Annotated in this window: 31 protein-coding genes and 1 tRNA gene; 11 read left to right on the top strand and 21 right to left on the bottom strand. The window is 72.9% G+C overall.

All coding sequences use genetic code 11. The annotated features are described in order from the left end of the window. Nucleotides 1-81: 81 nt before the first annotated feature. Nucleotides 82-951, bottom strand: a complete 870-nt coding sequence (locus tag AB4Y76_RS13835; RefSeq protein WP_441926195.1) for a CHAD domain-containing protein — start codon at nucleotides 949-951, stop codon at nucleotides 82-84. After that, entirely contained in the window at nucleotides 938-1,138 is a 201-nt protein-coding gene (locus AB4Y76_RS13830) for a three-helix bundle dimerization domain-containing protein (protein WP_441926193.1), read from the bottom strand. The genes AB4Y76_RS13835 and AB4Y76_RS13830 overlap by 14 nt, the downstream gene beginning before the upstream one ends. Nucleotides 1,139-1,533: 395 nt before the next feature. Here AB4Y76_RS13830 and AB4Y76_RS13825 point away from each other — a divergent pair, with 395 nt between their 5' ends. After that, the gene (locus tag AB4Y76_RS13825; protein ID WP_441926191.1) at nucleotides 1,534-1,701 is read left to right on the top strand and encodes a hypothetical protein; all 168 of its coding nucleotides are present in this window, start codon (nucleotides 1,534-1,536) and stop codon (nucleotides 1,699-1,701) included. Here the strand turns inward: AB4Y76_RS13825 and AB4Y76_RS13820 are convergent. Together AB4Y76_RS13820 and rlmC are read right to left on the bottom strand one after the other, a co-directional pair. Beyond that, nucleotides 1,695-3,038: an alpha-hydroxy-acid oxidizing protein gene (locus AB4Y76_RS13820; protein ID WP_441926189.1), complete on the bottom strand. Its 1,344-nt coding sequence runs from the start codon at nucleotides 3,036-3,038 to the stop codon at nucleotides 1,695-1,697. The genes AB4Y76_RS13825 and AB4Y76_RS13820 overlap by 7 nt on opposite strands. Then, the gene (gene rlmC / locus AB4Y76_RS13815; protein WP_441926187.1) at nucleotides 3,035-4,165 is read right to left on the bottom strand and encodes a 23S rRNA (uracil(747)-C(5))-methyltransferase RlmC; all 1,131 of its coding nucleotides are present in this window, start codon (nucleotides 4,163-4,165) and stop codon (nucleotides 3,035-3,037) included. Before rlmC ends, AB4Y76_RS13820 begins: the two co-directional genes overlap by 4 nt. 118 nt (nucleotides 4,166-4,283) lie before the next feature. Here rlmC and AB4Y76_RS13810 point away from each other — a divergent pair, with 118 nt between their 5' ends. Further along, the gene (locus tag AB4Y76_RS13810; protein WP_441926185.1) at nucleotides 4,284-4,664 is read left to right on the top strand and encodes an SHOCT domain-containing protein; all 381 of its coding nucleotides are present in this window, start codon (nucleotides 4,284-4,286) and stop codon (nucleotides 4,662-4,664) included. A gap of 73 nt (nucleotides 4,665-4,737) precedes the next feature. Here AB4Y76_RS13810 and AB4Y76_RS13805 read toward each other — a convergent pair whose 3' ends face one another. Next, on the bottom strand, nucleotides 4,738-5,166 hold the full coding sequence (locus tag AB4Y76_RS13805) for an SRPBCC family protein (protein WP_441926183.1): 429 nt from the start codon (nucleotides 5,164-5,166) through the stop codon (nucleotides 4,738-4,740). 92 nt (nucleotides 5,167-5,258) lie between these two features. Then, entirely contained in the window at nucleotides 5,259-5,453 is a 195-nt protein-coding gene (locus AB4Y76_RS13800) for a hypothetical protein (protein ID WP_441926181.1), read from the bottom strand. A 152-nt stretch (nucleotides 5,454-5,605) separates the two neighbouring features. On the opposite strand from AB4Y76_RS13800, the gene AB4Y76_RS13795 reads away from it, so the two are divergent. From AB4Y76_RS13795 to AB4Y76_RS13770, 6 genes are all read left to right on the top strand, one after another. Next, nucleotides 5,606-6,169, top strand: a complete 564-nt coding sequence (locus AB4Y76_RS13795; protein ID WP_441926180.1) for a TM7S3/TM198-like domain-containing protein — start codon at nucleotides 5,606-5,608, stop codon at nucleotides 6,167-6,169. Continuing rightward, complete coding sequence (locus tag AB4Y76_RS13790) at nucleotides 6,159-6,668, top strand: DUF1269 domain-containing protein (RefSeq protein WP_441926178.1); 510 nt, start codon at nucleotides 6,159-6,161, stop codon at nucleotides 6,666-6,668. Before AB4Y76_RS13795 ends, AB4Y76_RS13790 begins: the two co-directional genes overlap by 11 nt. Nucleotides 6,669-6,785: 117 nt before the next feature. Then, nucleotides 6,786-7,184, top strand: coding sequence for a DUF7144 family membrane protein (locus AB4Y76_RS13785; RefSeq protein ID WP_441926176.1), 399 nt, complete (start codon nucleotides 6,786-6,788; stop codon nucleotides 7,182-7,184). A 313-nt stretch (nucleotides 7,185-7,497) separates the two neighbouring features. Continuing rightward, nucleotides 7,498-10,179: a LuxR C-terminal-related transcriptional regulator gene (locus AB4Y76_RS13780; RefSeq protein ID WP_441926174.1), complete on the top strand. Its 2,682-nt coding sequence runs from the start codon at nucleotides 7,498-7,500 to the stop codon at nucleotides 10,177-10,179. A gap of 82 nt (nucleotides 10,180-10,261) precedes the next feature. Then, nucleotides 10,262-10,879 carry an HdeD family acid-resistance protein gene (locus AB4Y76_RS13775; protein WP_441926172.1) on the top strand — a complete coding sequence of 206 codons (618 nt, stop codon included), beginning with the start codon at nucleotides 10,262-10,264 and terminating at the stop codon, nucleotides 10,877-10,879. After that, the gene (locus AB4Y76_RS13770) at nucleotides 10,876-11,661 is read left to right on the top strand and encodes an MBL fold metallo-hydrolase (protein WP_441926171.1); all 786 of its coding nucleotides are present in this window, start codon (nucleotides 10,876-10,878) and stop codon (nucleotides 11,659-11,661) included. The genes AB4Y76_RS13775 and AB4Y76_RS13770 overlap by 4 nt, the downstream gene beginning before the upstream one ends. Here AB4Y76_RS13770 and AB4Y76_RS13765 read toward each other — a convergent pair. Next, entirely contained in the window at nucleotides 11,631-12,398 is a 768-nt protein-coding gene (locus tag AB4Y76_RS13765; protein ID WP_441926169.1) for an acyltransferase, read from the bottom strand. The genes AB4Y76_RS13770 and AB4Y76_RS13765 overlap by 31 nt on opposite strands. A gap of 85 nt (nucleotides 12,399-12,483) precedes the next feature. After that, nucleotides 12,484-13,212, bottom strand: a complete 729-nt coding sequence (locus tag AB4Y76_RS13760; RefSeq protein ID WP_441926167.1) for a ZIP family metal transporter — start codon at nucleotides 13,210-13,212, stop codon at nucleotides 12,484-12,486. Nucleotides 13,213-13,230: 18 nt separating this feature from the next. Between AB4Y76_RS13760 and AB4Y76_RS13755 the strand changes: the two genes are divergently transcribed. Further along, on the top strand, nucleotides 13,231-13,518 hold the full coding sequence (locus AB4Y76_RS13755) for a hypothetical protein (RefSeq protein WP_441926165.1): 288 nt from the start codon (nucleotides 13,231-13,233) through the stop codon (nucleotides 13,516-13,518). A gap of 7 nt (nucleotides 13,519-13,525) precedes the next feature. Here the strand turns inward: AB4Y76_RS13755 and AB4Y76_RS13750 are convergent, their stop codons facing one another. From AB4Y76_RS13750 to AB4Y76_RS13735, 4 genes are read right to left on the bottom strand one after another with little or no spacing between them, the layout of a single operon-like run. Further along, on the bottom strand, nucleotides 13,526-14,437 hold the full coding sequence (locus tag AB4Y76_RS13750) for a hypothetical protein (RefSeq protein ID WP_441926163.1): 912 nt from the start codon (nucleotides 14,435-14,437) through the stop codon (nucleotides 13,526-13,528). A 7-nt stretch (nucleotides 14,438-14,444) separates the two neighbouring features. Beyond that, entirely contained in the window at nucleotides 14,445-14,813 is a 369-nt protein-coding gene (locus tag AB4Y76_RS13745; RefSeq protein ID WP_441926161.1) for an STAS/SEC14 domain-containing protein, read from the bottom strand. A gap of 50 nt (nucleotides 14,814-14,863) precedes the next feature. Beyond that, nucleotides 14,864-15,310, bottom strand: coding sequence for an acyl-CoA thioesterase (locus AB4Y76_RS13740; protein WP_441926159.1), 447 nt, complete (start codon nucleotides 15,308-15,310; stop codon nucleotides 14,864-14,866). Between the two features lie 27 nt (nucleotides 15,311-15,337). After that, entirely contained in the window at nucleotides 15,338-16,000 is a 663-nt protein-coding gene (locus tag AB4Y76_RS13735) for a GAP family protein (RefSeq protein ID WP_441926157.1), read from the bottom strand. A 100-nt stretch (nucleotides 16,001-16,100) separates the two neighbouring features. Here AB4Y76_RS13735 and AB4Y76_RS13730 point away from each other — a divergent pair. Further along, nucleotides 16,101-16,174 (top strand) — tRNA-Pro (locus AB4Y76_RS13730). 153 nt (nucleotides 16,175-16,327) lie between these two features. Then, complete coding sequence (locus AB4Y76_RS13725) at nucleotides 16,328-16,735, top strand: hypothetical protein (RefSeq protein ID WP_441926155.1); 408 nt, start codon at nucleotides 16,328-16,330, stop codon at nucleotides 16,733-16,735. A gap of 33 nt (nucleotides 16,736-16,768) precedes the next feature. Here the strand turns inward: AB4Y76_RS13725 and AB4Y76_RS13720 are convergent, their stop codons facing one another. The 9 genes from AB4Y76_RS13720 to AB4Y76_RS13680 form a co-directional block, all read right to left on the bottom strand. Then, nucleotides 16,769-17,725 (bottom strand): hypothetical protein, encoded by a 957-nt coding sequence (locus AB4Y76_RS13720; RefSeq protein ID WP_441926153.1) that lies wholly within the window; start codon nucleotides 17,723-17,725, stop codon nucleotides 16,769-16,771. Continuing rightward, nucleotides 17,722-19,059 (bottom strand): ribosome biogenesis GTPase Der, encoded by a 1,338-nt coding sequence (gene der, locus AB4Y76_RS13715; RefSeq protein WP_441926151.1) that lies wholly within the window; start codon nucleotides 19,057-19,059, stop codon nucleotides 17,722-17,724. Before der ends, AB4Y76_RS13720 begins: the two co-directional genes overlap by 4 nt. Then, nucleotides 19,056-19,799 (bottom strand): lysophospholipid acyltransferase family protein, encoded by a 744-nt coding sequence (locus AB4Y76_RS13710; protein WP_441926149.1) that lies wholly within the window; start codon nucleotides 19,797-19,799, stop codon nucleotides 19,056-19,058. Before AB4Y76_RS13710 ends, der begins: the two co-directional genes overlap by 4 nt. Next, the gene (gene cmk, locus AB4Y76_RS13705) at nucleotides 19,796-20,485 is read right to left on the bottom strand and encodes a (d)CMP kinase (protein WP_441926147.1); all 690 of its coding nucleotides are present in this window, start codon (nucleotides 20,483-20,485) and stop codon (nucleotides 19,796-19,798) included. The genes AB4Y76_RS13710 and cmk overlap by 4 nt, the downstream gene beginning before the upstream one ends. An 81-nt stretch (nucleotides 20,486-20,566) precedes the next feature. Then, the gene (locus AB4Y76_RS13700) at nucleotides 20,567-21,652 is read right to left on the bottom strand and encodes a prephenate dehydrogenase (protein ID WP_441926145.1); all 1,086 of its coding nucleotides are present in this window, start codon (nucleotides 21,650-21,652) and stop codon (nucleotides 20,567-20,569) included. Beyond that, nucleotides 21,645-22,022, bottom strand: coding sequence for a chorismate mutase (aroH, locus tag AB4Y76_RS13695; protein WP_441926238.1), 378 nt, complete (start codon nucleotides 22,020-22,022; stop codon nucleotides 21,645-21,647). Before aroH ends, AB4Y76_RS13700 begins: the two co-directional genes overlap by 8 nt. Nucleotides 22,023-22,066: 44 nt before the next feature. Then, a complete protein-coding gene (locus AB4Y76_RS13690; RefSeq protein ID WP_441926143.1) occupies nucleotides 22,067-22,816 on the bottom strand; it encodes a pseudouridine synthase in 750 nt (249 codons plus the stop codon). Further along, complete coding sequence (gene scpB, locus AB4Y76_RS13685; protein ID WP_441926141.1) at nucleotides 22,809-23,525, bottom strand: SMC-Scp complex subunit ScpB; 717 nt, start codon at nucleotides 23,523-23,525, stop codon at nucleotides 22,809-22,811. The genes AB4Y76_RS13690 and scpB overlap by 8 nt, the downstream gene beginning before the upstream one ends. Beyond that, complete coding sequence (locus tag AB4Y76_RS13680) at nucleotides 23,522-24,382, bottom strand: segregation and condensation protein A (protein ID WP_441926236.1); 861 nt, start codon at nucleotides 24,380-24,382, stop codon at nucleotides 23,522-23,524. The genes scpB and AB4Y76_RS13680 overlap by 4 nt, the downstream gene beginning before the upstream one ends. Between the last annotated feature and the right edge of the window lie 6 nt (nucleotides 24,383-24,388).

Genomic DNA, 24,388 nt, shown 5'->3' with positions numbered 1-24,388 from the left:
CAAGGGATCCCACAAGGCGTCGAGGGAAGGTGGTCACGACCGGGATCATGGCGAGCCCAGGTGAACGTCCGGTGTACGGCGTCACGGGCCGGCCCGGTCCAGGTGCTTCGCGGCGCGGCGTACCCGGGCGACCGCCGGGCCGAAGGCGTCCCGGGCCGTCCGGGCCGCGGTCCGCTCCCGCTCGGCCAGTACGCCGGCCAGCGGCGCGACCCGCGGGGTGTCCGTGCCGAGCCGGTCGAGCAGCTCCGCGGTCACCACCGCGTCCTGGTACGCACCGAGATCGTCCTGCAGGTCCTCGAGCGCGTGCACGACCCGTGCCGTCCCGTTGCGCCCGCTGCCCCGGAGCGACGCGAGCGCGAACCGGACCCGCTTCACCCGCTTCCGCAGGTCGTGGAGGCGCTTGTCGCCGGCCTTGCCCGCGAGGGTCTTGTCGGCCAGCACCAGCAGGTCGTCGAGCTGGGCGGCGCTCCGCTCCCGGAGCACGTCCCCGTCGACGGCAGGCAGGGCCAGTCCGCGGAGCCGGACGTCGGGCAGGGCCGCGACGAGCGCGGCGGTCCGCGGCTCGACGAGCGCGGCGCCGGCGCGGACCCAGGCCGGCCGCAGCATCCGGTCGAGCTCGGCCAGCAGCAGGTCCCGGTCGCCGGGGTCGGCGGCCGCGGCGTGCAGAGCGGTCGTGACCCGGGACCTCACCACCTGGGCGTCACGCGCGTCGCTCAGCGTGCCCGCGAACCAGCGCAGCTCCGCGGCGAGGGCGGCGGACCGCTCCGGGTCCAGCAGCGGCCGGAAGACGACGAGGGTGCTGCGCAGCTTGCGCACCGCGACCCGGGCGTCGTGCACCGAGCCGGGCAGGTCGTGCCCGAGGTCGTCGACGACGGCCAGGACCTCGAGGGCCTGGTCCTCGACGATCCGGTCGAGCGCTGCCGGGGTCAGCGGGGAGTCAGGCGCTCCCACGGCTCAGCAGATCAGCGGCGTCGCGCTCGACGAGGATCTCGACGAAGTCGCGGATCCGCGCGCCGTCGAAGTCGTGGTACTTGGTCGCGACGACCTCGGTCACCCGCTGCGCGGGCACGTCGGGGAACCGCGTGGACAGACGGTCGCTGACCTGGGTGAGGACCCGGGTCTCCTCGCTGGTGGCCATGCTCCATGGTGCTGCCCGGAACCGGTCACGCCAAGTGAACATTGGGTGAACGAGCCCCGTGGCCGCGTTGCAGGCGGCGGGGGGCTCACTGGCCGCGGCGCAGGTCCCGTCCGCAGCGCGGGCAGTGCACCCGGGAGCAACCGTCGAGGTCCTGCCCGCAGGAGCAGGTGGCGGCGTGAACCTGGTGGACCGGAACGACCATCGCCGGTACCTCCTCTTCATCCGGTGTTCACCTACCGAGTAGAACGACCGGGCGCGCCGTCACCTGACGCATTTGCCCGAAGATGACCCGTTCGGGCCATCACACCTGGCCCACCCGTCCCCCGGCAGCACGCATGGTTCCGGGCCGGGTGGGCACCTCGGGGGAGAACCGTCGACGAGAAGAGGTGACCACGATGGACTCGACCACGGGCGCCGCCCTGCTGCTCGCAGTGCTGGCCGTGCTGATGGTGGGTGCGTTCCTGCTCCTCTGGGTCCGGGACCGCTCCCGCGCCAAGGAGGAGGCGGGCGACACCGAGCGGATCGCACCGCCGACGCGGGTCGACGGGCCGGAGCGTCACTGACGCGACGGGTTCGGGACCAGCAGGTCCCGGGTGATCCCGGCCAGGTCCGCGACGCCGGTGAGCGCCATCGTCAGGTCGAGCTCCGCGATCACGTTCGCGATCACCTCGGCGACGCCGCGTTCTCCGGCGACGGCCAGGCCGTACATGTAGGGCCGGCCGAGCAGCACGGCGTCGGCTCCCAGGGCGAGCGCGGTGAACACGTCCGCGCCGGTCCGGATGCCGCTGTCCAGCAGCACGGTCGGCTCGGCGCCGACCCGTTCGCGGATCGCGACCAGGGCGTCCAGCGACGCGATCGCGTTGTCCACCTGGCGACCGCCGTGGTTGGAGACGACGATGCCGTCGACGCCGGAGTCGAACGCCCGCTGGGCGTCGTCCGGGTGCAGGACGCCCTTGAGCACCACCGGGAGCCGGGTCCGCTCCCGGAGGGTGGCCAGGTGGTCCCAGCTCAGCCCGGGGTTGGAGTAGATGTCGAGGAAGGTCTCGACGGCGGCCCGGGGTTCCGGTGAGCGCAGGTTCGCCAGGAACCGGCCCGGGTAGGCCCGCGTCATCGAGAGCAGCGTGCGGACCGCGCCGAGGGTGACCTGGACGTCGTCCTTCGCCCCGCTCTGCCGGGCCGCGGCCACGCGCCGCCGGACGACCTCGGTGAAGTGCGGGTCGGAGGTGTACTGCGCGATCCCGACGCCCTGGCTGAACGGGAGCGACCCGAGGGTGAGGTCCTGGGGCCGCCAGCCCAGCACGGTCGTGTCGAGCGTGACCACCAGCGCCCCGGCACCGAGGGCCTCGGCACGCCGGATCGTGGAGTCCACCAGGTCTTCGTCGGTGCTCCAGTAGAGCTGCACCCAGCGCGGCGTCTCCCCCATCGCCGCGGCGGTCTCCTCCATCGGGTTGCAGCCCTGGTGGGAGAAGACGTAGGGCACGCCGAGAGAGGCGGCGGCGCGGGCGATCTTCACGTCGCTGTCGGCACCCATCAACGCGCCGGCGCCGACCGGCGCCAGCAGGACGGGCGAGGTCAGCGGGGTGCCGAGCAGGTCCCGGGAGAGGTCGCGCGTGACGTTCCCGTGCGCCATCCGGGGGACGATCGCCCAGCGGTCGAACGCGTCCCGGTTGTTCCGCATCGTGCGGCCCTCGCCGGCGCCGCCGGCGACGTAGGCCCAGGCCTTGCCGGTGCTGGCCTCGTGCGCGGCGCGCTCGAGCCCGGCGAAGTCGGCCGGGACCGCGGGGCGGCGACCGAGGGCTCCGCCACGGTAGATCTCGGCCTGGCGCTCGCGGCCCGGCCCAGAGGTGGGCCCAGAGGTGGACCCAGAGGTGGCCCCAGAAGTGGACCCAGAAGTCGTCATGGCCGGAGCCTACGGCGCAGCAGCACCAGCACCTCGGCGTGCGCGGTGTGCGGGAACATGTCGAAGACCCGCGCCCGGACCGGCTCGAGGCCGGGCATCACCGCCAGGTCGCGAGCCAGCGACTCCGGGTTGCAGCTGGAGTAGAGGACCGCGCCGGCGTCGCTGCCGTCCAGCCAGCCCGCCAGCTCCGGCCCGATGCCGCGCCGAGGCGGGTTGACCACGACGAGGTCGGGAGCGGTCGGCCGGGCCAGTGCCCACGCCGTCGCGTCGGCGACCTCGAACTCCACGGCGGCGCCGCACCGCCGCGCGGTCTCCTGCGCGCTCGCAACCGCCTCGGCGCTGGACTCGATCCCGGTGACCCTGCGCCCGTCCTCCGCCAGGTGCAGGGCGAACCCACCGACGCCGCAGTAGAGGTCCCAGACCGCACCCGGATCCAGGCCGTCGACCCACCCCGCGGCCTCGCGGTAGAGGGCCGTGGCGATCCCGGTGTTCGTCTGGAAGAAGCTCTGCGGGCGCAGCAGGAGGTCGAGGCCATCGATCCGCATGGTGAGCGCGGACTCCTCGGTGAGCACGATCTCGTGCGTCCCCTCGACCACCGCCTTGTGCTCCGGCTGCAGGTTCACCGAGGCGACCACCAGTCCGGGCAGCCGCTCGGCCAGCCACGGCAGGTGCTTGCGGATCCGGGTCACCGGCTCCTGGGACCGGGTCACGAACCGGACCATCAGCTCCTCGTCCGGGGACGCCGTCACGAGCACCAGCTTGAGCTCGCCGCGCCGCGCGGCCACGTCGTACGGCGTCAGCGCGGCGCGGGTGACGAACTCGGCCAGGACCGGCAGCGCGCGCTGAACCGCAGACTCGTGCAGCCCGCAGTCGCGGATGTCGACCCCGAGCCCGTCGGCGCCGAGGATGCCGAGCCGCGGCTCGGCGGCCGTTCCGCTGACCACCATCTTGGCCTTGTTGCGGAATCCGGACGCGGCACTGGCCACCGGCTCGTCCCAGACGATCGACGGATGGGCGGCGAGCGTCGCCGCGCACGTCTCCTGCTTGGCGCGCAGCTGGTCGGCGTACGGCGTCGGCAGCCAGCGGCAGGACCGGCAGCGGCCGGCGTCGTAGTGGTGGCAGTCCATCGCGGGATCAGGCTATCCGGGCGTGGAGTCACCCGTTTCCGGCGACTCCGGGACACCGCGTCAGGCGTTACGTTCGAGCGGTCCGGCCACCGAGCGCCGGTGACCAACGGAGGAGTGCATGAGTTTCTGGGACATCATCTGGTTCATCATCATCTCGTTCGCGTTCATCGCGTACCTGATGGTGCTGTTCAACATCATCGCGGACCTGTTCCGCGACCACGACCTCGGCGGGGGGTGGAAGGCCGTCTGGATCGTCCTGCTGATCTTCTTCCCGCTGATCACGGCGCTGGTCTACCTGATCGTCCGCGGCCGGGGCATGGCCGAGCGGCAGATGAAGTCGGTCAACGCGGCCGTGGCGGCGCAGGACGCCTACATCAAGCAGGTCGCCGGGAGCGGTCAGTCGGCCTCGGACCAGATCGCTTCCGCCAAGGCGCTGCTCGACAGCGGGGCGATCACGCAGGCGGAGTTCGAGGCCCTCAAGGCCAAGGCGCTCTCCTGACGCGACCCGCTCCGACGTACGACGCCCCGCCCGGTGTCCGGGCGGGGCGTCGTGCTGTCGGGCCGAGGAACGCTCAGCGCTTGCTGGCGCGGACCAGGGCGGTGAGCAGCACCCGCGCGACGAGGGCCGCGGCCCCCTTCTCGACCAGCGGGACCCGCTCGTCGAGGGAGATGGCGTAGTCGATCCGGGTGCCGCCGTCGACCGGGGTCAGCCGGACCTCGCCGCCGTAGTTCTTGAACGGCACGCCCGCGCGGGCGCGGTAGCCGAGCAGGCTGCCGGGCTCGAACGCGACGATCTCCTCGACGATCGCCGGTGCCGGGCCGGGGGCGCTGATCCGGCGCACGGCGCCGACGCCGTTGCGGTCCTCGTCCCCGGTCTCGTCGAGGGTCACGTGCAGGCCGGGACCCCACGACGACATTCCTTCGTGGTCGGCGAGAACGGCCCAGACGTGGTCGACGGGACGGGCGACGGTGGCGGTCGCGGTGGCGGTGGGCTGGGACATGGTTCTCCTCGGGTGCGTGGGATCGGCGCACGGTCCCACCCAGCGTGCCCGCGCGCAAGGACCTGCGTCACAGCCGGCGGACACCGCCGTCCTCAGGCCTCCGGGATGGTGACGACCTCGGTCACGGTGATCCCGAGCGAGTGCAGCAGGTTCAGGACGCCCTGGAGCTCCTCGGCGTCGGCGACCTCGCCGGTGAGCGTCGAGTGCGCCCGGTGGGTCTTGGCGGCCAGCTGCGGGAACGCACTGAGCAGCTCGTCGGTGAGCTCGGTGTCCACGCGGATCATCATGCGCGCCATGGTCTTCACCACCTGACCTCCTGAACGGGGGCCGGGACCCCACCTTGCTCCCGGCTCGTCCCGAACATTTCCACGATCCCGCGCCGAGCACCTCACCGGAATCGGGCGAGGACTGCGGCCCGCCGGGACGCCAAGGTAGAGCCATGACCGCGGCCCTGCTCATTATCGTCGGCGCAGTGCTGTGCTTCTGGGGCTCCCGGTCGATCCGGGTGGCGGTGCTCGCGGCCGGCTTCGGCCTCGGCTGGCTGCTCGGCCAGATCTTCGGTTCCTCGTGGACGACCGCCCTGCTGGTCGGGCTCGCGGCCGCGGCGGCGACGCTCGTGCTGACCCTCGTCTTCGCCCGGTTCGTGCTGTTCGTCGCCGGCGCCCTGGTCGGCGCGGTGCTGGGCGCGCGGATCTTCCTGCTGGCCGACTCGGACGCCTCCGAGTGGGTCCTGGGGCTCATCTTCGTCCCCTGCGTCGCGCTCCTCGGCGGCTTCCTCGCGAACCGGTGGCGGCACCCGTTCCTCCGCTGGGGCACGGCGATCGCCGGCGCCTCGCTCCTCCTCGCCGGCATCGGCCAGATCGGCAGCGACTCCACCAGGATGCTGTGGCGCCCGGACAGCACCGGCGGCGACGTGGTCTTCGGCGTCCTCTGGGTCCTGCTCACCGTCCTCGGCCACCGCGTCCAGGGCAGCCAGGACGAGGACGGACGTCGTGGCCGCTGAAGCCGAGGTCCCCGCGGCCGCGCTCACCGTGTGGCGCTTCGGCAGCGCGACCGGGGCCCCGCAGGCGGCCCGCCGGCTGGAGCAGCTGAACGCGAAGGGGTCCCTGGTGGTCGCCAACGCGGCCGTGGTCGCCTGGTCGCGCGGCACCCCGACGCCGAGGGTGGAGCACCTCGCCCTCCCCCCGGTCGCCGGCACCCTCACCGAGCCGTTCTGGGGGCTGCTCTTCGGGCTGGTGTTCTACATGCCGCTCATCGGCGCTGCCGTCGGCGCCACCACCGGGACCCTCACCGGCCCGCTGGCCGACGTCGGCATCGACGACACCTTCATCAGCAAGGTCCGCGACCGGGTCACCCCCGGCACGTCGGCGCTCTTCGTGCTGACCGAGGAGGCGGACCCGGGCGAGATCCGGAAGGCGCTCGCGGTCCACGAGCCGACCGAGGTGCTGTTCACGAACCTGCGGTCCGAGCACGTGCAGGCGCTGCGGTCGGTGTTCGGGTAGGGCGCTGTTTCTGATTGGCCCGTTCCGGGTGAGGGCGTCGTACCGGCGGAGGCCTAGTTTCGGGAACGTGCCGCGCCGGTCCAGGTGTGCGGCAGTGCGCACCACGAGGAGGACAGGATGAGCAACCCCCAGCGCAGTCCCTCGCTGATGGTCACCGGGACCACGGCGTTCGCAGGAATGATGCTTGCCACTCTCGGCGTCTTCCAGATCCTCGAAGGCATCTCGGCGATCGCCAACGACCACATCTACGTGTCCGGCGTGAAGTACGTCTTCGACGTCGACATCACCGCGTGGGGCTGGTTCCACCTGATCCTCGGGATCATCGGCCTCGCGACCGGTATCGGCATCCTGATGGGCCAGACGTGGGGCTACATCGTCGGTCTGGTGATCGCGTTCATCAGCGCGGCGTCGAGCTTCGCCTTCCTGCCGTACTACCCGGGCTGGGCCTTCGTGATCATCGCGTTCGACGTGCTGGTCATCTGGGCACTGACCCGCCAGGTGGTCGACGCGGACTAGCTGCTGACCAGCAGCGCAACGACTGCGCAATTGAGACCGAGGGCCCGTCCGGTGGACGGGCCCTCGTCCACGCCCGGGGCCAGCTCTCGCTCCCGGCGAAGCGAAAATCGGACGAGGTGAATTCTCGGTGTGCCCACTGTCACCAGGAGTATCCGTTGTGAGACGCTGCGGATGTTCCGGCTCCTCCGCGGCACCGCCTCCTGGGATGAAGGCTGCACCGCGGGACCGGAGCGGTTGACGATTTCGGGTCCCCCGCGACGTCGGGGGACGCGTGTTCTGCGAAGCACCAAGGTCGAAAGCCGGGGAGGGCTCGATGGTGGCGTCACAGGGGAACCGCAGGCGGACCGGGACCGAGGGTGCCGTCGAGGGCGCCGCACCGGTACCGGTCCACGACCACGGGGTGCCGCGGCTCCCCCGCGTCTACGTCGCCCGGACCCGGCTCTGGGACGAGCTCGACCGCGCCGCCGGAGCGGCGGTGACCCTGGTCGTCGCGCCGGTCGGCGCCGGGAAGACCCTCGGCGTCGCCGGCTGGCCGCGCCTGGCCGAAGCCGACAGCCGCTGGCTCCTCGGCGGCCCCGACTGCACTCCCGAGGCGATCGCCGACGTCCTGGCCGGACAGCAGGGCCGCGGCCCCGACGGAGCTCCCGGTCTCGTCGTCGTCGACGACGCTCACCAGCTCCCGTCGGCGACACTGCGCCTGCTCGAGCGGCGGCTCAACGACGAGCCCGATGCCCTCCGCATCGTCCTGATCTCGCGCTGGGACCTTCCCTTCGGCAGGCTGGTGCCCGAGCTCCTCGGTCACTTCGCGTCCGTCCGCGGCGAGCTGCTGGAGATGACCGACGCCGAGAGCGAGGAACTGGTGCGCGCCCACGCCCGCACCACCGACCCGGGCGTCATCAAGGCCATCACCCGGCACGCCCGGGGCTGGTGCGCCGCGGTCGTGCTGACCGCGCGCGCCGTCGCCGCCTCACCGAGCCCGCAGGCCGCCGCGAGGCTGTACGCCGACGGCAGCGCCTCGGTCGCCGACCGGCTGGCGACCGAGGTGTTCTCCGCCCTCAAGCCCCGCGAGCGGCACCTGCTGCTCTGCATCGCCAGCGAAGGCATCGTCACCACCGAGCTCGCCGAGCACCTCTCCCACGACCCGCACGCCGCGGACGTGCTCGAGGGGCTGGAGGCGACCGGCCTGTTCGTCACCCGGGTCCCCGACCGCCAGCGCCCTCGCGGCCGGGCCGCCGATCCCGACCACGACGGCGGCTCGACCCGCTACCGGATCCACCCGCTGATGGTGGAGATCGTCCGCCGGCGCCTCGTCGCCGGCGGGGTGGACGTCGTCCAGGCCCAGTCCACGGTGAGCCGCGCGGTCCGGCTCGACATCCACCGCGGCGAGACCGCCGACGCCTTCGACCGGCTGGTGGCGGCCCAGTGCCACGGTGAGGCCGCCCGCGTCCTCGCCGATCTCGGCCCCGAGCTGCTCCTCCGCGGCCGGCTCAGCGCGCTGCCCGCCTTCGTACGCCGCCACCCGGACGTGGTCGACGGCCACCCGCGGACCTGGTTCACGCTCGGGCTCGACCGGTGGCTGGCCAACGACACCGACGGCGCCGGCCACTGGCTCGACCGGGCGATCACGCACGGCGCCGAGGACGGCGAGGAGGAGGAGAGCCGTGCCCGGCTGGCCTGCATGCACCTGGTGCGTGCCCGGATGGGCGCGGAGCCGCTCGCCACCGCCGTCGGCGAGGCCTCCGCGGCGCTGGCGTCCTGCCAGGACTCCCCGGAGCCGCACCCGGTGGTCCCCCTGCTCGCTCTCGAGCTGGGCATCTGCCGGAACTGGGACGGGGACCACGAGCGGGCCGAGGCCGATCTGACGACCGCGATCGCGCTCGGCAAGGCCCGCGGCCTGTCCTGGCTGACGGCGGACGCGCTCTCCCACCTGGCGCTCGCGCTCTTCTTCCAGGGGCGGGAGCACGCCGCCCTCGGGATCGCCGACAAGGCGCTGGAGGCGCTCGGCAGCGGGACCTGGCACTCGGACTGCGCCCGGTCCCGAGCCGAGACCGTCCGCCTGCTCGCGGTGATGTCCGAACGTCCGCTGCCGCGCTCCTCGTCGCCCGCCGCCGAGCGGCTGGACACCGGGCCCGGGCGCACCGTCCATCTCTGCGACGGCCTCACCCAGTTCGCCGCGCAGCTCGCCGACGCCCGGTCCGCGCTCACCCGCGGGGACATCTACGAGGCCGAGCAGCTGCTCCAGGTCCCGGAGACGACCGCCCCGCTGCCTGACCACCTGCGGGTGGTGCTGCTGGTGGAACGCGGCGCCCTGGCGAGCCTCGCGGGCGACGTCTCCACCCTCGAGGCCGCCGAGCGCGACCTCACCGCGCTCGGCGCCGAGCCCGAGGCCAGCCTGCTCGCCGGGCTCCGGCTCGAGGCCGACGGCAGCACCCGTCGTGCCCTGGAGGCGTACGCCGACGCGGCGAGCACCGCGGTGCGGCAGCAGCCGGCGACCCAGGCGATCGCGACGGCCTGCCAGGCCCAGCTCCTGGACCTCTTCGGCTCCCGGGCCGAGGCGTTCCAGCGGCTGCGCGAGGCCGTCACGATGACCGACGTACGACGGCACGGGATCCCGTTCCTCGGCTGGAGCCGGCTCGGCACCCCGATCGGCTCCCTGCTCACCGCCCTGGTCGACGAGGGCGCCTCGCCCTGGCTGACCGACCTCGCCGAGGCACGGGCCGGGCAGGTCGACATCGCGACCGCGTTCGTCCCGGTGATCCCCAGCCAGCGCGAGCGCGACTCGGCCCCCGACGACGGCAGCCGGCCGAACCTGAGCACCCGCGAGCGTGAGGTCCTCAACGGCCTGGCCCGCGGCGCGACGTACGCCGACATCGCGGCCGACCTGTTCGTCTCGGAGAACACGATCAAGAGCCACGTCTCGAGCCTGTACGGGAAGCTGACCGTGAACCGCCGCAGCGAGGCGCTCGCCGTCGCCCGCAGCCTGCACCTGATCTGACGCCCCGGGAGGACAGGGCTCACCCGGATAGGGGGATACCGCCGGGGCGCGGTGCGCGACATCCTGGGACGGAGGAGGCCTGATGAGCGATCTTTCCGACACCCCGCACCCCCACGACCAGAGCGACCTCGGCGCCCGGGTGGTGGTGACGACGAAGACCATCGCCGACTTCTGGGGCGTGCTGCTCGCCCTCGGCGTGGTCAGCGTGGTCCTCGGCCTGGTGCTGGCGTTCTGGCCGGGCGAGACCGTCAAGGTGGTCGCGCTGCTGGTCGCGCTGAACCTGATCGTCTGGGGCTGCGGGCAGCTGCTCCTCTCCTTCGCGCCGTCCTCGCTGCACAGCGGCTCGCGGCTGGTCGGCGCGCTGGCCGGCCTGTTCGCGGTGGTGGTCGGCGTGCTCTTCCTCTTCGACCCGACCCGGACCGTCGGCGCCGTCTGCACCCTGGTCGGGATCGTCCTGATCGTGGCCGGCGTGGCCGACGTCGTGCAGTGCTGGATCACCGGTCCGATCGAGCGGATCTGGGGCATCGTCGGCGGACTGGTGCTGATCGTGGCCGGCATCTTCCTGTGGGTCCGGCCGGCGCAGTCGCTGACCTTCCTCGTGGTGCTGACCTGCGTCTGGCTGATCGGCTACGGCCTGGTGACCGTGATCGCCGCCCTGCGGCTGCGCAAGGCCTCCCTGGAGAAGGCTGCGCAGGTGTGAGCTCGGCAAGCGGTAGGGCACCGCTCGCGCTGACCTGGCTCGGGCACGCCTCCGTCGTGCTCGACCTGGACGGGGTGCGGATCACGGCCGACCCGCTGCTGCTGAAGAACAACGGCCCGCTGCGCCGTCTCGGCCCACCGCCGGAGCGCAGTGCGTGGGAGGGCACCGACACGGTCCTCATCTCGCACCTGCACCACGACCACGCCGAGATCCGGTCGCTGCGGATGATGCCCGGCGTCCCGGTGCTGACCGCGGAGCAGAACGCCACCTGGCTCCGGCGCAAGGGCATCGTCGGGGCACTCGGGATCGACGGCGGCTGGCAGCGGGTGGGCGACAGCCCCGTCGAGGTGCACCTGACCCGGGCCGACCACCATGCGCGCCCGATGCCGCACCGGCCCAACGGCGTGAACGGTCACCTGGTCCGCGGCTCCGACCGGACGCTCTGGCTGGCCGGTGACACCAGCCTGTTCGACGAGATCGCCGACCTGCCCGAGATCGCGGACCGGCCGATCGACGTCGCCGTCGTCCCGATCGGCGGCTGGGGGCCGAAGTTGTCCGAGGGCCACATGGACGGGGCCGACGCGGCGGAGGCGTGCCGCATCCTCGGTGCCCGCTACGCGGTCGCCGTCCACTGGGGCACGCTGCACCCGCCCTTCATGGGGCGCCCGTGGATGGAGCGCCCGTTCGTGCAGTTCGCCGACGCGCTGCGCGAGAAGGCGCCGGACTGCGAGCTGATCGCGCTGCGCCCGGGTCAGGGCTGGACGGAACCGGTCGCCGGCTGAGGCTCGTCGTCCCACGGCAGCCGGACCGGGAGCGGCGGCGCCGGCGGCTCCGGGGCGCCCGCGAGCATCGCCGCCACCTGCTCGGTGGTCCAGGCGGGCCGCAGGTCGGTGCCCGTCGCGGAGAGCCAGCCGACCCCCGGGACCAGGCGCCGGACCGGCTTGGCGGGTACGCCGGCGACCACGGCGTGGTCCTCGATCGTGCCGCGGACGACCGAGCCGGCCGCCACGACCACGTTGCGGCCGATCTTCGTGCCGGGGAGCAGGATCGCGCCGTGGCCGATCCAGGAGCCCGACCCGACGACGACCGACTGGTGCCGGCCCAGCTGGACCCCGATCGGCGTCTCCGGGTCCTGGTAGCCGTGGCTGGCGTCGGAGATGAAGACGTTCTGCCCGAACCAGACGTCGTCGCCGATCTCGATCGACTCGTGCGCGGTGAACACGTTCCGCGCTCCGATCACGCAGCGGTCCCCGATCACCAGCCCGCGCTCCGGGAGGTCGACGTCGTCGGGCGCGTAGCCGACCAGCAGCGAGCAGTGCTTGCCGATCAGGGTGTCCTCGCCGATGTGGATCGAGCGGGCGCCGTACAGGGTGGCCGTGGGGTGCGCGACGAAGCTGCCGGCGCCGAAGGTGCCGAACGCGTCGGCGAGGTCGGTGCCGGGCTGGATCGCACCGTGGCGCTCCACCCAGCGGGAGGCGGCGAGCACGGCGCGGTTGAGGAGGCGGCGGGACCAGGGCACGCCGGGAGGCTATCCCCTCGGCCGAGGTAGCGGGGCCAGAGTCCGGACCAGAGTCCGGACCTGGGTCCGGACCTGGGTCCGGACCTCAACCCGCCACGCTGAGCAGCCCGGCGACGAGGAAGCCGAGCACGGTGGCCAGCCCGACCGCGCGGCCGCCGTGCTCGAACGCCTCCGGCATCATCGAGTCGGCCAGCATCATCAGCACCGCTCCCCCGGCGAACGCCTCCGCCTTCGGAGCGGCCCCGGACAGGTTGTCGGCGAGCACGAACCCGAGCAGAGCGGCGAACGCGCAGGTGACGGTCAGCGCACCCCACATCACCGTGATCTTCCGGCGGCTGTAGCCGGCGTGCTCGAGGCTGGTGGTCCCGGCGAGCCCCTGCGGGATGTTCGAGACGAAGATCGCCGCCAGGAACGCCACGCTCACCGAGCCGCCGAGCGCGAGGGTGAGCCCGAGGATGAACGCCTCCGGGATGCCGTCGAGCAGTGCCCCGAGGAACATCGCGGCGCCGGAGCCCTCGTTGTCGGGCTGTCCGATCGCCTGGCGCTCCTCGCCTCCGTTGCTGTCGATGACGCGGTCGCCGACGTAGTAGACGAGCGCGCCGGCGACGAAGGCGAGAGCGAGCCCGGTCCCGGCGGCGAGCGAGGACTCCGGCACCAGCTCGTAGGCGAGCGCGCTGATCATCGTGCCCGCCCCGAAGCCCATCATCAGGCCGGTCGCCCGGCGGGAACGGCCGACTGACCCGGCCAGCGCCTGGCCGAGGTAGAGCGAGGCCGAGGAGAACCCGCCCCAGAACAGCGCGGCCCCGGCGCTCAAGGCCCTAGGCTCGCGGTCGTGCAACGAGCCGTGGCCCTGGTCCTGATGCTGGTGCTCGGCCTGCTCAGCCTCCCGGTCACGGCGTACTTCCTCGACGGGCAGGGCACCGAGAACTGGATCCTGCCGGTCCAGGTCGCCGTCACCGGCGCGTTCGGCGCGGGCGTGTCGATGCTCTTTCCCGGCCTGACCCGGACCGGTTCCTCGACCCGCCGGCGGTTGCTCGTCGGGGCCGCGCTCGGGGTGGTCACCGCGCTGGTCGGCGTGGTGATCTTCTTCCTGCTGCTCAACGGCCTCGGCGGCGCCTGAACCGGCGTCACTGCGCCACTGGACCGGCCGCAGGACCGGTCTCGGGCGCCGGCGGTCGGAGTGCCGCCTCCAGGTTGGCAGCGACGGCGTCGAGGTCCGCGGTGACGTCGGGTGCCCGGGTCGACGCGAGCTCCTGGATCCGCGCCTGCGAGGACCTGGTCACGTCGAGGAGGCTGGTCGCCCGGGTGCGCCCGGCGTCGTCGCGGGCGGTGGACACCAACGTCACCAGCGCGGCCTCGGCGTCCTGGACGCGGGCCGCGCCGACCCGCCAACCGTCCTGGAGCCCGTCGGCCGACCCTGCGGCCCGGAGCTGCGGGAGCAGCACCCGGGCGAACCAGGTGACCTCCGCCTCGGCGTCGGCGAGGTCGCGGTACCAGGCGCGCCTGCGCGAGGCGGCGACCAGCAGCGGCACGGAGACGGCGGCTGCGATCGCCAGCGCCGCGAGCAGCCACCACATCCACGGCTCGACCCCGTCGGACTCCGTCTCCGCGGAGGCGGGCTCGGTCGGTGCGGCCGTCGGCGTCGGGCTGGGCGTCGGGGTGATCGTCTCGACCGGGCCCGAGGTTTCGGTCGGGGTCTCGGTCGGCGTCGGGGTCGGAGTCGGGGTGGGCGTGGGCTTCTGGGTCGGGGTCGGCGTGGGCGTCGGCGTGGGTGTCGGCGTGGGTGTCGGGGTCGGGGTGGGAGTGGGAGTCGGCGTCTCGCTCGGGGTCGGGGCCTCGGAGCTCGGCGTCGGTGCCGGTGCGGCCGACTCGGTACCGGTCGGGCTCTCGGTCGGACTCGTGCCCGCGGTCGGCAGGGTGCGGGTCGGCGTCGGGACGCCGGTCAGCGTCGGCCGGGGCCGTTCCCCGTCCCCGCTGCCGCAGGAGACCAGCAGCCACGCCACCGTGAGCAGCGCGACGACGCGCAGAGCCGACCGCACGGGGATCTCAGTCCGTTCCCGCGGCCCAGGACTTCGCCGACGGTAGGTCGGCGAGCGGGAACGCCTTCATCTGCCCGGGCCACAGCGCACTGAGAACCTTGAGCGCCGGACCGGCCCAGCGCGCGTCGGTCACCAGCGCCACCCTCTCGAAGGAGGCGGCGTTCTTCACCCCGAGCTTGAGGTCCTCCCAGACCGCCTCGCCCTCGTACTCGTCGAATTCAGGCCCCAGGACGTACACCATCCGGACTTTGCCGTGCGCTGCCTTCGCGTTGCTGATCGCCGGGACGAGGACGTTCTCGTAGTCCTCCTTCTCGACGTCGTCCACCGCTTCGAAGCCGAGTACGCCGGCCGGCATGCCCTCCAGGAGACGGATCATGGACCACACTCTGGCGGCGGGCCGAGAGCGGTGTCAACGGTCGGTTCGGGTCAGCCGGCGAGCGCGACCAGCCGTTCCCGGAGAGCGTCGGAGATCGCCGCCTTGGTGCCGGCGACGTAGTCGAACATCACGATCAGGCTGTCGCCGTCGGCGGCGACGGCCTCGTGCTGGTGGCTCACGGCGCGGTACGTCATCACGTACCGGTCCTCGGTGATGTCGCTGATGCGGGCACCGACGGTGACCGTGTCCGGGTGCGTCAACGGGATCCGGAACCGGCAGCTCGCCGAGTGCAGGATCGGCCCGACCCCGCCCTCGGCCGCGGCGATGTCGGCCAGCCCCAGGCGGCCGAAGGCAGCGATCCGCACCGTCTCGAAGTAGCGGAAGTAGACGGTGTTGTTCACGTGCCCCATCGCGTCCATGTCGCCCCAGGCGACCGGGATCTCGACGGCCACCGGGAAACCGGCGAGCAGGTCGGCGACGGCGTTCGGAGCGGTCATGCGAGGAGGCTACCGGCGCCGGTGCGCTCACAGACCGCCGAGGCCCTTGACGAGGACCACCACGCCGAGCGCCAGGAACACGACCGCGACGATCGCCTCGGCGTGCCGGGTGATCGCGACGTCCGCCCGGGCGAGCACCGGCGCCGCCCGCCGCCCGAGGACCATCCGGACCAGGGCGGGCACGGCGACGCCGAGGCTGGCCACGACGACGAAGACCGCCAGGGCACCGGCCTGTTCCGCGACCAACGCGGTGGTGTCGGCGATCACCGTGGCGCCCGCGGCGACGATGACGATGTTCTTCGGGTTGGCCGCCGCCAGGGCGAAGCCCGTCACGAAGGTCCGGCGCACGTCACCGTCGACCACCCGGTCCAGGAGGCTCGGGCCGGAGTCGTCCGCGGGTGCCGAACGCTTCCGCCAGCGGGTGACCGCGAGCACCAGGAGGACCATGCCGAGCACGATCTCCACGTACGCCGCCCAGTCGGCAGGCTCGTCGCCGAGCATCAGCAGGTCCGCGGCCAGCACGACCGCGCCGCCGACCACGAACAGCCCGAGCAGCCACCCGGCAAGGAAGGCCCAGGAGTGCCGCAGCGGTCGCTTGATCACCAGCGTGACGGTGATCAGCAGCATCGGGACCGAGGCCAGCGCCAGCCCGACCGCGATCGGCAGCGACTCCTCGATCGCCGTCAGCACGAGAACCCCGGGCAGCCGGTCACACGGTGAGCGTAGTGGCCCGATTCGAACTCCCGGACACGCCTGCGATAGTCTTCGGGCGCTCGCTCGCGCGGGCACTCGGGCTGTGGCGCAGCTTGGTAGCGCACTTGACTGGGGGTCAAGGGGTCGCAGGTTCAAATCCTGTCAGCCCGACCGAGAAACACCGGAAGGACGTCGCCGTGAGGCGGCGTCCTTCTGCGTTCATCAGCGTTCCCGGGGGTGCGACCGGGACAGTTCGCACGGTTCGGGTGATGCGCCCGCCGCCGCGACGGCGTGCGATGGGAACCCGCGACCCCGGAGGTACCGATGAGGCTCCACGTACCCGCCACCGCCCTGTGCGGGCTCCTGCTCGCCGCCACCCTGACGGCCTGCGGCGGCAACGACCAGCCGGCAGTCTGCGGCGACGTCAACGACCTCAAGGACTCGATCGCCGGCCTGAAGGACATCAAGGTCGGCTCCGGGAGCGCACTCGACGACCTCGAGAGCGCGCTGAACAACATCCGCGGCGACCTCACCACGGTGAAGAAGGAGGCGAACTCGCAGTTCGCGACCCAGATCGACGGCGTCGAGTCGGCGCTGAACGCGCTGCGCGCCGGGGTCACGGACGCGGTGAAGGACCCGAGCGCGGCAGCGGTCGCGGCCGTGGGCACGACGCTGTCCACCTTCGTGACCGCGGTGCAGACCCTCGTCGACGACGTCCAGGCGACCTGCTGACCCGCGCTCGCGGGAACTGCGGTCAGGGCACATCTAGCGCAGGGACCGGGTGTCGACGGCCTCGAACGCCGACGCCGGGATCTTCTTCAGGTCCTCGACCAGCTGGTCGGGCCAGGCGGCGTTCCGCTCGCCCTGGAAGAACCACGGCGACCCGTTGTCGGCAAGCACCAGCCCGTAGCGCTTCATCGCCCGGACGACGACGCGGGCCCGGGCGCCCAGGTGCGTGTCGTCGTACGACGCCCTGAGCCGGAACCGCGCTCCCATCGGCGGGTACGCCCAGCTGTTCGTCGATCCGGCGTGGTGCCTGGCCGGCCACAGGTGGTGGTTGCTGGTGACGTCGGTGGTGAACCGGATCGCGTGGTCGACGCGGCCCGCGCGGACCTCGCTCCAGCGGACCAGGCCCGGCAGGATCGGCAGCCCGGCCGCGTCGGCGGAGGTCCAGCCGTCCGGCCGGAGCCGGTTGCTGCGCAGCGACCAGGTCGCCCCGGACCCGGCGCGCCACTTCCCCGCGACCGTGCGGGTGGCCCAGGTCTCGTAGAGCCGGCAGGTCCGCCGGTTCACCACGACCGCGTGCCGGTCGCCGTCGGAGCCGCGGCCGCCCTCGATCCGGGTGTCGCGCCCGAACGGGTACCGCACCCGGTCGCTCTCGCTCGCGTAGTCGAACCGCACCCGCACGGTCCGGTGGGTGCCCTTCACGACCGTGACCGGGATTCCGTAGTCCGGCCCGTCCCCGTACGACGGACCGAAGTCCGGGTGCAGGTTCCGGCCGGTCGACATGTGCGACAGCCAGGTGCGGCTGCGGGCGTCGACCGGGAGCCGGCTGACGTCGGCGTGCCACCAGCTGCTCTGCGGGAACACCGGGCAGCTCGTCCCGGCCAGCGGGCGCGGCCCGGCGGCGTACGACGGCCGCGCCGCGGTCGGAACGGTCGCGACGACGGCAGCGAGCAGCGCGGCCGTACCGACCGCGCCGAGGGCGAGCAGGCGCCTCAACGCTTGCGCTTCTCCCGCGGCCGGACCGAGAGCGCGATCGGCGTCCCGACGAAGCCGAACTCCTCGCGCAGGCGACGCTCGATGAACCGCTCGTACGCCGCGTCGAGCTTGCCCGAGGTGAACAGGATGAACGTCGGCGGCGAGGACTGCGCCTGGGTGCCGAAGAGGATCCGCGGCTGCTTCCCGCCGCGCACCGGGTGCGGGTGCTCGGCGACCAGCCGGCCCAGGAAGGCGTTCAGCTGGCCGGTGGAGATCCGGGTCTCCCAGCCGGCGAGCGCGGCGTCCAGCGCCGGCACCAGCCGGTCGATGTGCCAGCCGGTCCGCGCGGTCAGGTTGATCCGCGGCGCCCACTGCACCTGGACGAGCTCGCGCTCGTACTCGCGCTCCAGGTAGTAGCGGCGCTCGTCGTCGACGAGGTCCCACTTGTTGAAGCAGATCACCAGCGCGCGGCCGGAGTCGCGGACGGTCTGGATGATCCGCATGTCCTGCTCGGAGATCGACTGGCTGCCGTCGATGACGAGCACGGCGACCTCGGCCCGCTCCATCGCGGTGGCGGTGCGCAGCGAGGCGTAGTACTCGTGCCCGGAGGCGGTCTTGACGCGCTTGCGGATGCCGGCGGTGTCGATGAACTTCCAGGTCCGGCCACCCAGCTCGACCAGCTCGTCGACCGGGTCGACGGTGGTGCCCGAAGCGTCGTCGACGACCACGCGCTCCTCGCCGGCGAGCTTGTTGAGCAGCGAGGACTTGCCGACGTTCGGGCGGCCGATGATCGCGACCCGGCGCGGGCCGCCCATCTCCTCGCCGAGGGTCTCCTCCGGCGTCTCCGGGAGCGCCTGGAGGATCGCGTCGAGCAGGTCGCCGGAACCGCGGCCGTGCAGCGCCGAGATCGGGAACGGCTCCCCGAGCCCCAGGTTCCACAGCCCGAACGCCTCGGTCTCGGTGCGCTGGTCGTCGACCTTGTTGGCGGCCAGCACGACCGGCCGGCCGCTCTTGCGCAGGATCCGTACGACGGCCTCGTCGGCGTCGGTGATGCCGACGGTGGCGTCGACGACGAAGAGCACCGCGTCGGCCAGCGACACCGCGACCTCCGCCTGGGCGGCGATCCGCTCGGCGAGGCCGCGGGCGTCCGGGTCCCAGCCGCCGGTGTCGACGACGGTGAACGCCCGGCCGTTCCAGTTGGCGTCGTAGGAGACCCGGTCCCGGGTCACCCCGGGCTTGTCCTCCACGACGGCCTCGCGGCGTCCGATGATCCGGTTCACCAGCGTGGACTTGCCGACGTTCGGGCGGCCGACCACGGCCAGGATCGGGGTCCGGACCTCTGCCTGTTCTGTCACTGCTCTTCCTTGCTGTCCTCGGGTGCGGTTTCCGGGAGGGGTCCCGGCAGCCGCATCCCGGTTGCTTGTTCGGCCGACCGCACCGTGGCGACGAGCGCCAGGCGGATCTGCTCGGTGAGGTCGCGGACCTCGGCCGGGCGTCGTGGCCAATCTTGCCGCGACACCGCGATCGGGTCGCCGTAGCTCATCACCAGCCGGCTGCCTGCCGGGGCGAAGGTGCTCGCCGAGCCCGCGAGGCGGGTCCCCAGGAACGCCGTCGGCACCACCGGTGCGCCCGAGGCCAGCGCCAGGTAGGCGACTCCCCCGGCGGCGTGCTCCACGTCCCCGGCGCCACGGGTGCTCTCCGGGAACATGCCGACCGCGCCGCCGTCGCGCAGGACGCGCAGCGCGGTGCGCAGCGCCTGCGGGTCGACCTGGTCGCGGACCAGGGAGATCTGTCCGGACGCGACCAGGAAGGCGCCGAGCGGCCCGGTGAACAGCTCGCTCTTGGTGAGCGCGTGCACCGGCCGCGGTCCGACGATCGCCAGCAGCGGGCCGTCGAGGAAGCCGACGTGGTTGGCGGCGAAGATCACCGGACCGTCCGCGGGCACCTTCTCCGCACCGTGGACCTCCACGTCCCAGCGGTGCCGCGCGAACGCCGCGAAGGCGCCGCGCACCCGCCGCAGCAGGAACCGGCGCGGGTGCGGGACGTCGTCGGTCCGGGGCAGGCCGGCGTACGCCTCGTTCACCGACGCGGTCACCGTGCGGCCTTCGAACCCACCGTCTGCTCGACGATCCCGACGACCAGGTCGATGACCTGGTCGAGGTCGTACGGCGTGGTGTCCAGGTGGACCGCCCCCTCGGGGACGACGAGCGGCGCCGCGGCGCGGCTCGAGTCGATCGCGTCGCGGCGCAGCAGCTCGACCTCGGTGGCGGCGACGGTCCCGGTGCCGTTCTCGAGGTTGCGCCGCGCGGCCCGGGCGGCGGCGTCGGCGGTCAGGTACAGCTTGACCTCGGCCTCGGGCCAGACGACCGAGCCGATGTCGCGGCCCTCGACGACGATGCCACCGTCGGAGAGTGCGTCGGCGATGATCCGGCGCTGGAGCTCCAGCAGCCGGGTCCGGATCGCGGGAACGGTCGCGACCGGGCTGACCGCTGCGGTCACCGCCTCCGAGCGGATCTCGACGGCGACGTCCGCGCCGTCGAGGGTGATCGTCGGTGCCAGCGGGTCGGTCCCGGAGACGATCACGGGCTCCCCCGCGCGCGCCGCCACGGCATCGGCGTCGTGCACGTCGACCCCGTGGCCGAGCATCCAGGCCGTCATCGCCCGGAACTGGGCGCCGGTGTCCAGGTAGCGGAGCCCGAGCCGGTCGGCGACCCCGCGGGAGGTGCTGGACTTGCCGGACCCCGAGGGACCGTCCATCGCCACGACCACGGCGTTGCTCACGGGAGAGGCTCCTGACCTTGAAGATTTCGGTGTCACGGTCCTCCGTGACCGAGGAAGTCTACCGGCGGCCGCGGAGCGGGCCTAACGGTGCGCTGTCCAGTTCCTGTCCTCGAGCGCCGCGCGCAGGCGCTCGGCGGCGCCGGCCTCGACCTGGAGCTCGACCAGACCCGACGGACGGCCCGGGTCGTGGTCGATGCGCAGGTCCTCGACGTTGACGCCGATCTCGCCGATCTCGACGAGCAGCCGGGCCAGCTCGCCCGGGTGGTCGGGCACCAGGACGTAGACCTGTCCGGTCTCCAGCGCGGGCCGGCCGTGCTTGCCCGGGATCACCTGGGTGCCGGCGACGCCGCGGTCCAGGATGGTCTCCAGGGCATCGCCGGAGGCGTCGTCGACGGCCGCGATCAGGTCGTCGAGCTGGCCGCGGACCTCGCGGAGGAGGTCGGCGACGGTCGCGCGGTTCCCGCGGATGATCTGGCCGTACAGCTCGGGATCCCCACCGGCGACCCGGGTGACGTCGCGGACCCCCTGCCCCGACAGCGTGAGGTGCTCGGGTACGGCGTCGGTGAGCTGTCCGGCGGCCAGCACCGCGAGCAGGTGCGGGAGGTGCGAGGTGCGGGCCACGGCGAGGTCGTGCTCGACCGGCGAGAGCCGGACCGGGACGGCACCGCAGAGGTCCACCAGCTCCTCGACCAGGCGGACCGCCGCCGGGTCGGCGTGCACGTGCGGCGTGATCGCCCAGGGGCGGCCGTCGAAGAGCGCGGCGCTGCCGGCGAGCGGACCGGACCGTTCGCTGCCCGCCATCGGGTGGCTGCCGACGTAGCGGCGCAGCGCCGCGTCGTCGACCCGGTCGGCGACCTGGTCGAGCGGGAGCGCCTTCACGCTGCCGACGTCGGTGACCACCGCGCCCCCGGCGAGCGAGTCCGCGACGACCTCGGCGATGTGCAGCGGCGGCACGGCGACCACCACGAGCTGGGCGGTCTCCCCCGCCGGCGGGTGCTGCCCCGCGCCGAGGCCGATCGCGGTGCGCACGTGCTCGGCGTTGGCGTCGCTGAGCCAGACGGTCAGCCCGGCCCGGGACGCGGCCAGCCCGATCGAGGTGCCCAGCAGCCCGGCTCCGATGACGTGGACCGGGCCGGTCAGCAGCCGCGTGGCGGCGTCCTCACTCATCGGGCAGCGACCGGACCTTGGTCAGGTCGGAGCGCAGCGCCGCGGCGCCGTGCAGGTAGACGTGGGTCACGTCGGCGCGGGCGCGGTCGGTCTCCACGTGCGCGAGCATCCGGACCACACGCGGCATCGAGCCCTCGATCTCGAGCTCGCGAGCACAGATCAGCGGGACCTCGCCGAAGCCGAGCCGGCGGGCGGCGTACGCCGGGAACTCCGAGACCAGGTCGGAGGTCGCGGTGAAGATCACCGAGATGAAGTCGTCCACCTCGAGCTCGTTCTCCACCATCACCTGGGTGACCATCTCGGCCACCCGCTCCAGCATCTGGTCGCGGGTGTCCTCGACGAGCTGGGTCGCTCCGCGGACTGCGCGCACGGACAAGGCTGCTCCTTCTTGCTCGGGGCGGGGTCGCTTCGAGCCTATAGGTCGGCGACGTCCAGGAGCGTCCCGACCTCGTCGGGGGTCAGCTCGCGGATCTGACCCCGCTTGAGGTTCCCGACCCGGACCGGGCCGACCGCGGTCCGGGTGAGCCGCTGCACCGGGTGCCCGATCTGGTCGAGCAGCCGCCGCACGATCCGGTTGCGGCCCTCGTGGATGACCAGCTCGACGATGCCGCGCTTGTCGGTCGAGGAGATCACCCGGGCGCGGCGCACCTCGACCGGCCCGTCCTCCAGGGTGACCCCGTCCAGGAGTGTCTTGACGGTGTTCTTGTCGACCCGGCCGCTGACCTCGGCGACGTAGGTCTTCTCCATCTCGTACGACGGGTGCGCGAGCCGCTGCGCGAAGTCGCCGTCGTTCGTCAGCATGATCAGGCCCTCGGTGTCGGTGTCGAGGCGGCCGACGTGGAAGAGCCGCTCGGGCCGGTCGGCCACGAAGTCGCTCAACGTCGGCCGGCCCTCGGGGTCCGACATCGTCGAGACGACGCCGCGGGGCTTGTTCAGGACCAGGTAGACGTGCGCGCTGACCGGGGGCAGCCGCTTGCCGGAGACGTGGATGACCGCGGTCCGCGGGTCGACCTTGGTGCCGAGCCGGGTGACGACCTCGCCGTCGACCTCGACCTCGCCGGCGAGCATGAGCTCCTCGCACTTGCGCCGGCTGGCCACGCCGGAGGCCGCGAGCAGCTTCTGCAGCCGGACGAGACCCTCCTCGTCGGGTTCGAGCTCAGGCATCGGCAGCGGGCTCGTCGTCCTCGGGCTCAGAAGCCACGACAGGCTCGGGCTCGCCGCCCAGGTCGGGAGCGCTGCCGGTGGCGATGAGCTCCTCCTCCAGGTCCTCCATGTCCGGCACGAACGGAGCCAGCTCGGGCAGGTCCTCCAGCGAGGTGACGCCGATCCGCTCCAGGAAGTAGGACGTGGTCCGGTAGAGCGTGGCGCCGGTCTCCTGGTCGGTGCCGGCCTCCTCGACCAGCCCGCGGGTCAGCAGCGTGCGCATCACGCCGTCGACGTTGACGCCGCGGATCGCCGAGACGCGGCTGCGGCTGACCGGCTGCTTGTAGGCGACGACCGCCAGGGTCTCCAGCGCGGCCTGGGTGAGCCGGGCCTGCTGCCCGTCCAGGACGAACTTCTCGACCACCGACGCGTACTCCTCGCGGGTGTAGAAGCGCCAGCCGCCGGCGACGTTGCGCAGCTCGAAGCCGCGACCGGCCTCGTCGTACTCGGCGGCCAGTCCCTGCAGCGCCCCGAGCACCTCGGCCACCGGGTAGCCGGCGACGGTCGCGAGCGCGACCTCGTCGAGCGGCTGGTCGGCGACCATGAGGACGGCCTCCAGGGCCGGCCGCAGCTCCGCCTGCGGGATCGCGAGCGTCTCGCCCTCGACCTGGTCCTGCGCTTCTTCCGGTGCTTCTTCTGTCGCTTCTCGTGGGGCCACCGTCTCGGTCATCCCTCGTCACTCCCTGCCTGCTGGTCGATCGGCAGCGGGGTGCCGTCGAACTCGTCGTTGATCTCGATCTCGGCGTCCTCGTCCCCGGTCCACCGGATGGTGAGCTCGCCCAGCGGGGTGACCTGGTCGAACGCGACCACGCCCTCGCGGAACAGCTCCAGCAGGGCCAGGAACCGGGCGACCCGGGTCATCGTGTCCGGCGCGTCGCCGGCGAGCTTGCGGAACGTCATCTGCCCGTCGACGCGGAGCCGCTCGACGACCACGTGGGCCTGCTCGCGGACGCTCACCGCGGGGGCGTGGATGTGCGCCAGCGAGAGCACCGGGACCGCCTTCGGCTCCAGCGCCTTCGCGGCGAGCCCGGCGAACTCCTCCAGGCCGAGGCCGATCAGCACCTCGGGCAGCAGGGTGGCGAACCGCTCGTCCAGGCCGACCGCCCGCGGGAACCGCCGGGACTCGCCCTCGATCCGGTTCTCGAGCACCGTCGCCACCTGCTTGAACGCCCGGTACTGCAGCAGCCGGGCGAAGAGCAGGTCGCGAGCCTCCAGCAGCGCCAGGTCGTCCTCGTCCTCGACGTCGCCGGACGGCAGCAGCCGCGCGGCCTTCAGGTCGAGCAGGGTCGAGGCGATCAGCAGGAAGGACGTCGTCTGCTCCAGGTCCCAGACCTCTCCGGCGGCCTTGATGTGCGCGATGAACTCGTCGGTGACCTTCGACAGCGCCACCTCGGTGACGTCCATCTTGTGCTTGCCGATCAGGGACAGCAGCAGGTCGAAGGGGCCCTCGAAGTTGTCCAGCCGGACCGCGAAGGCGTGGTCGCCGACGCCCTCGCCCGCCTCGCCGGTGCCGAGGTCGTCGGTCACGGCGGT

Origin of the sequence: Marmoricola sp. RAF53 (assembly GCF_052114005.1) — a bacterium.
Lineage (GTDB): Bacteria > Actinomycetota > Actinomycetes > Propionibacteriales > Nocardioidaceae > Marmoricola.
This window is presented reverse-complemented; position numbering and strand designations above follow the sequence as displayed.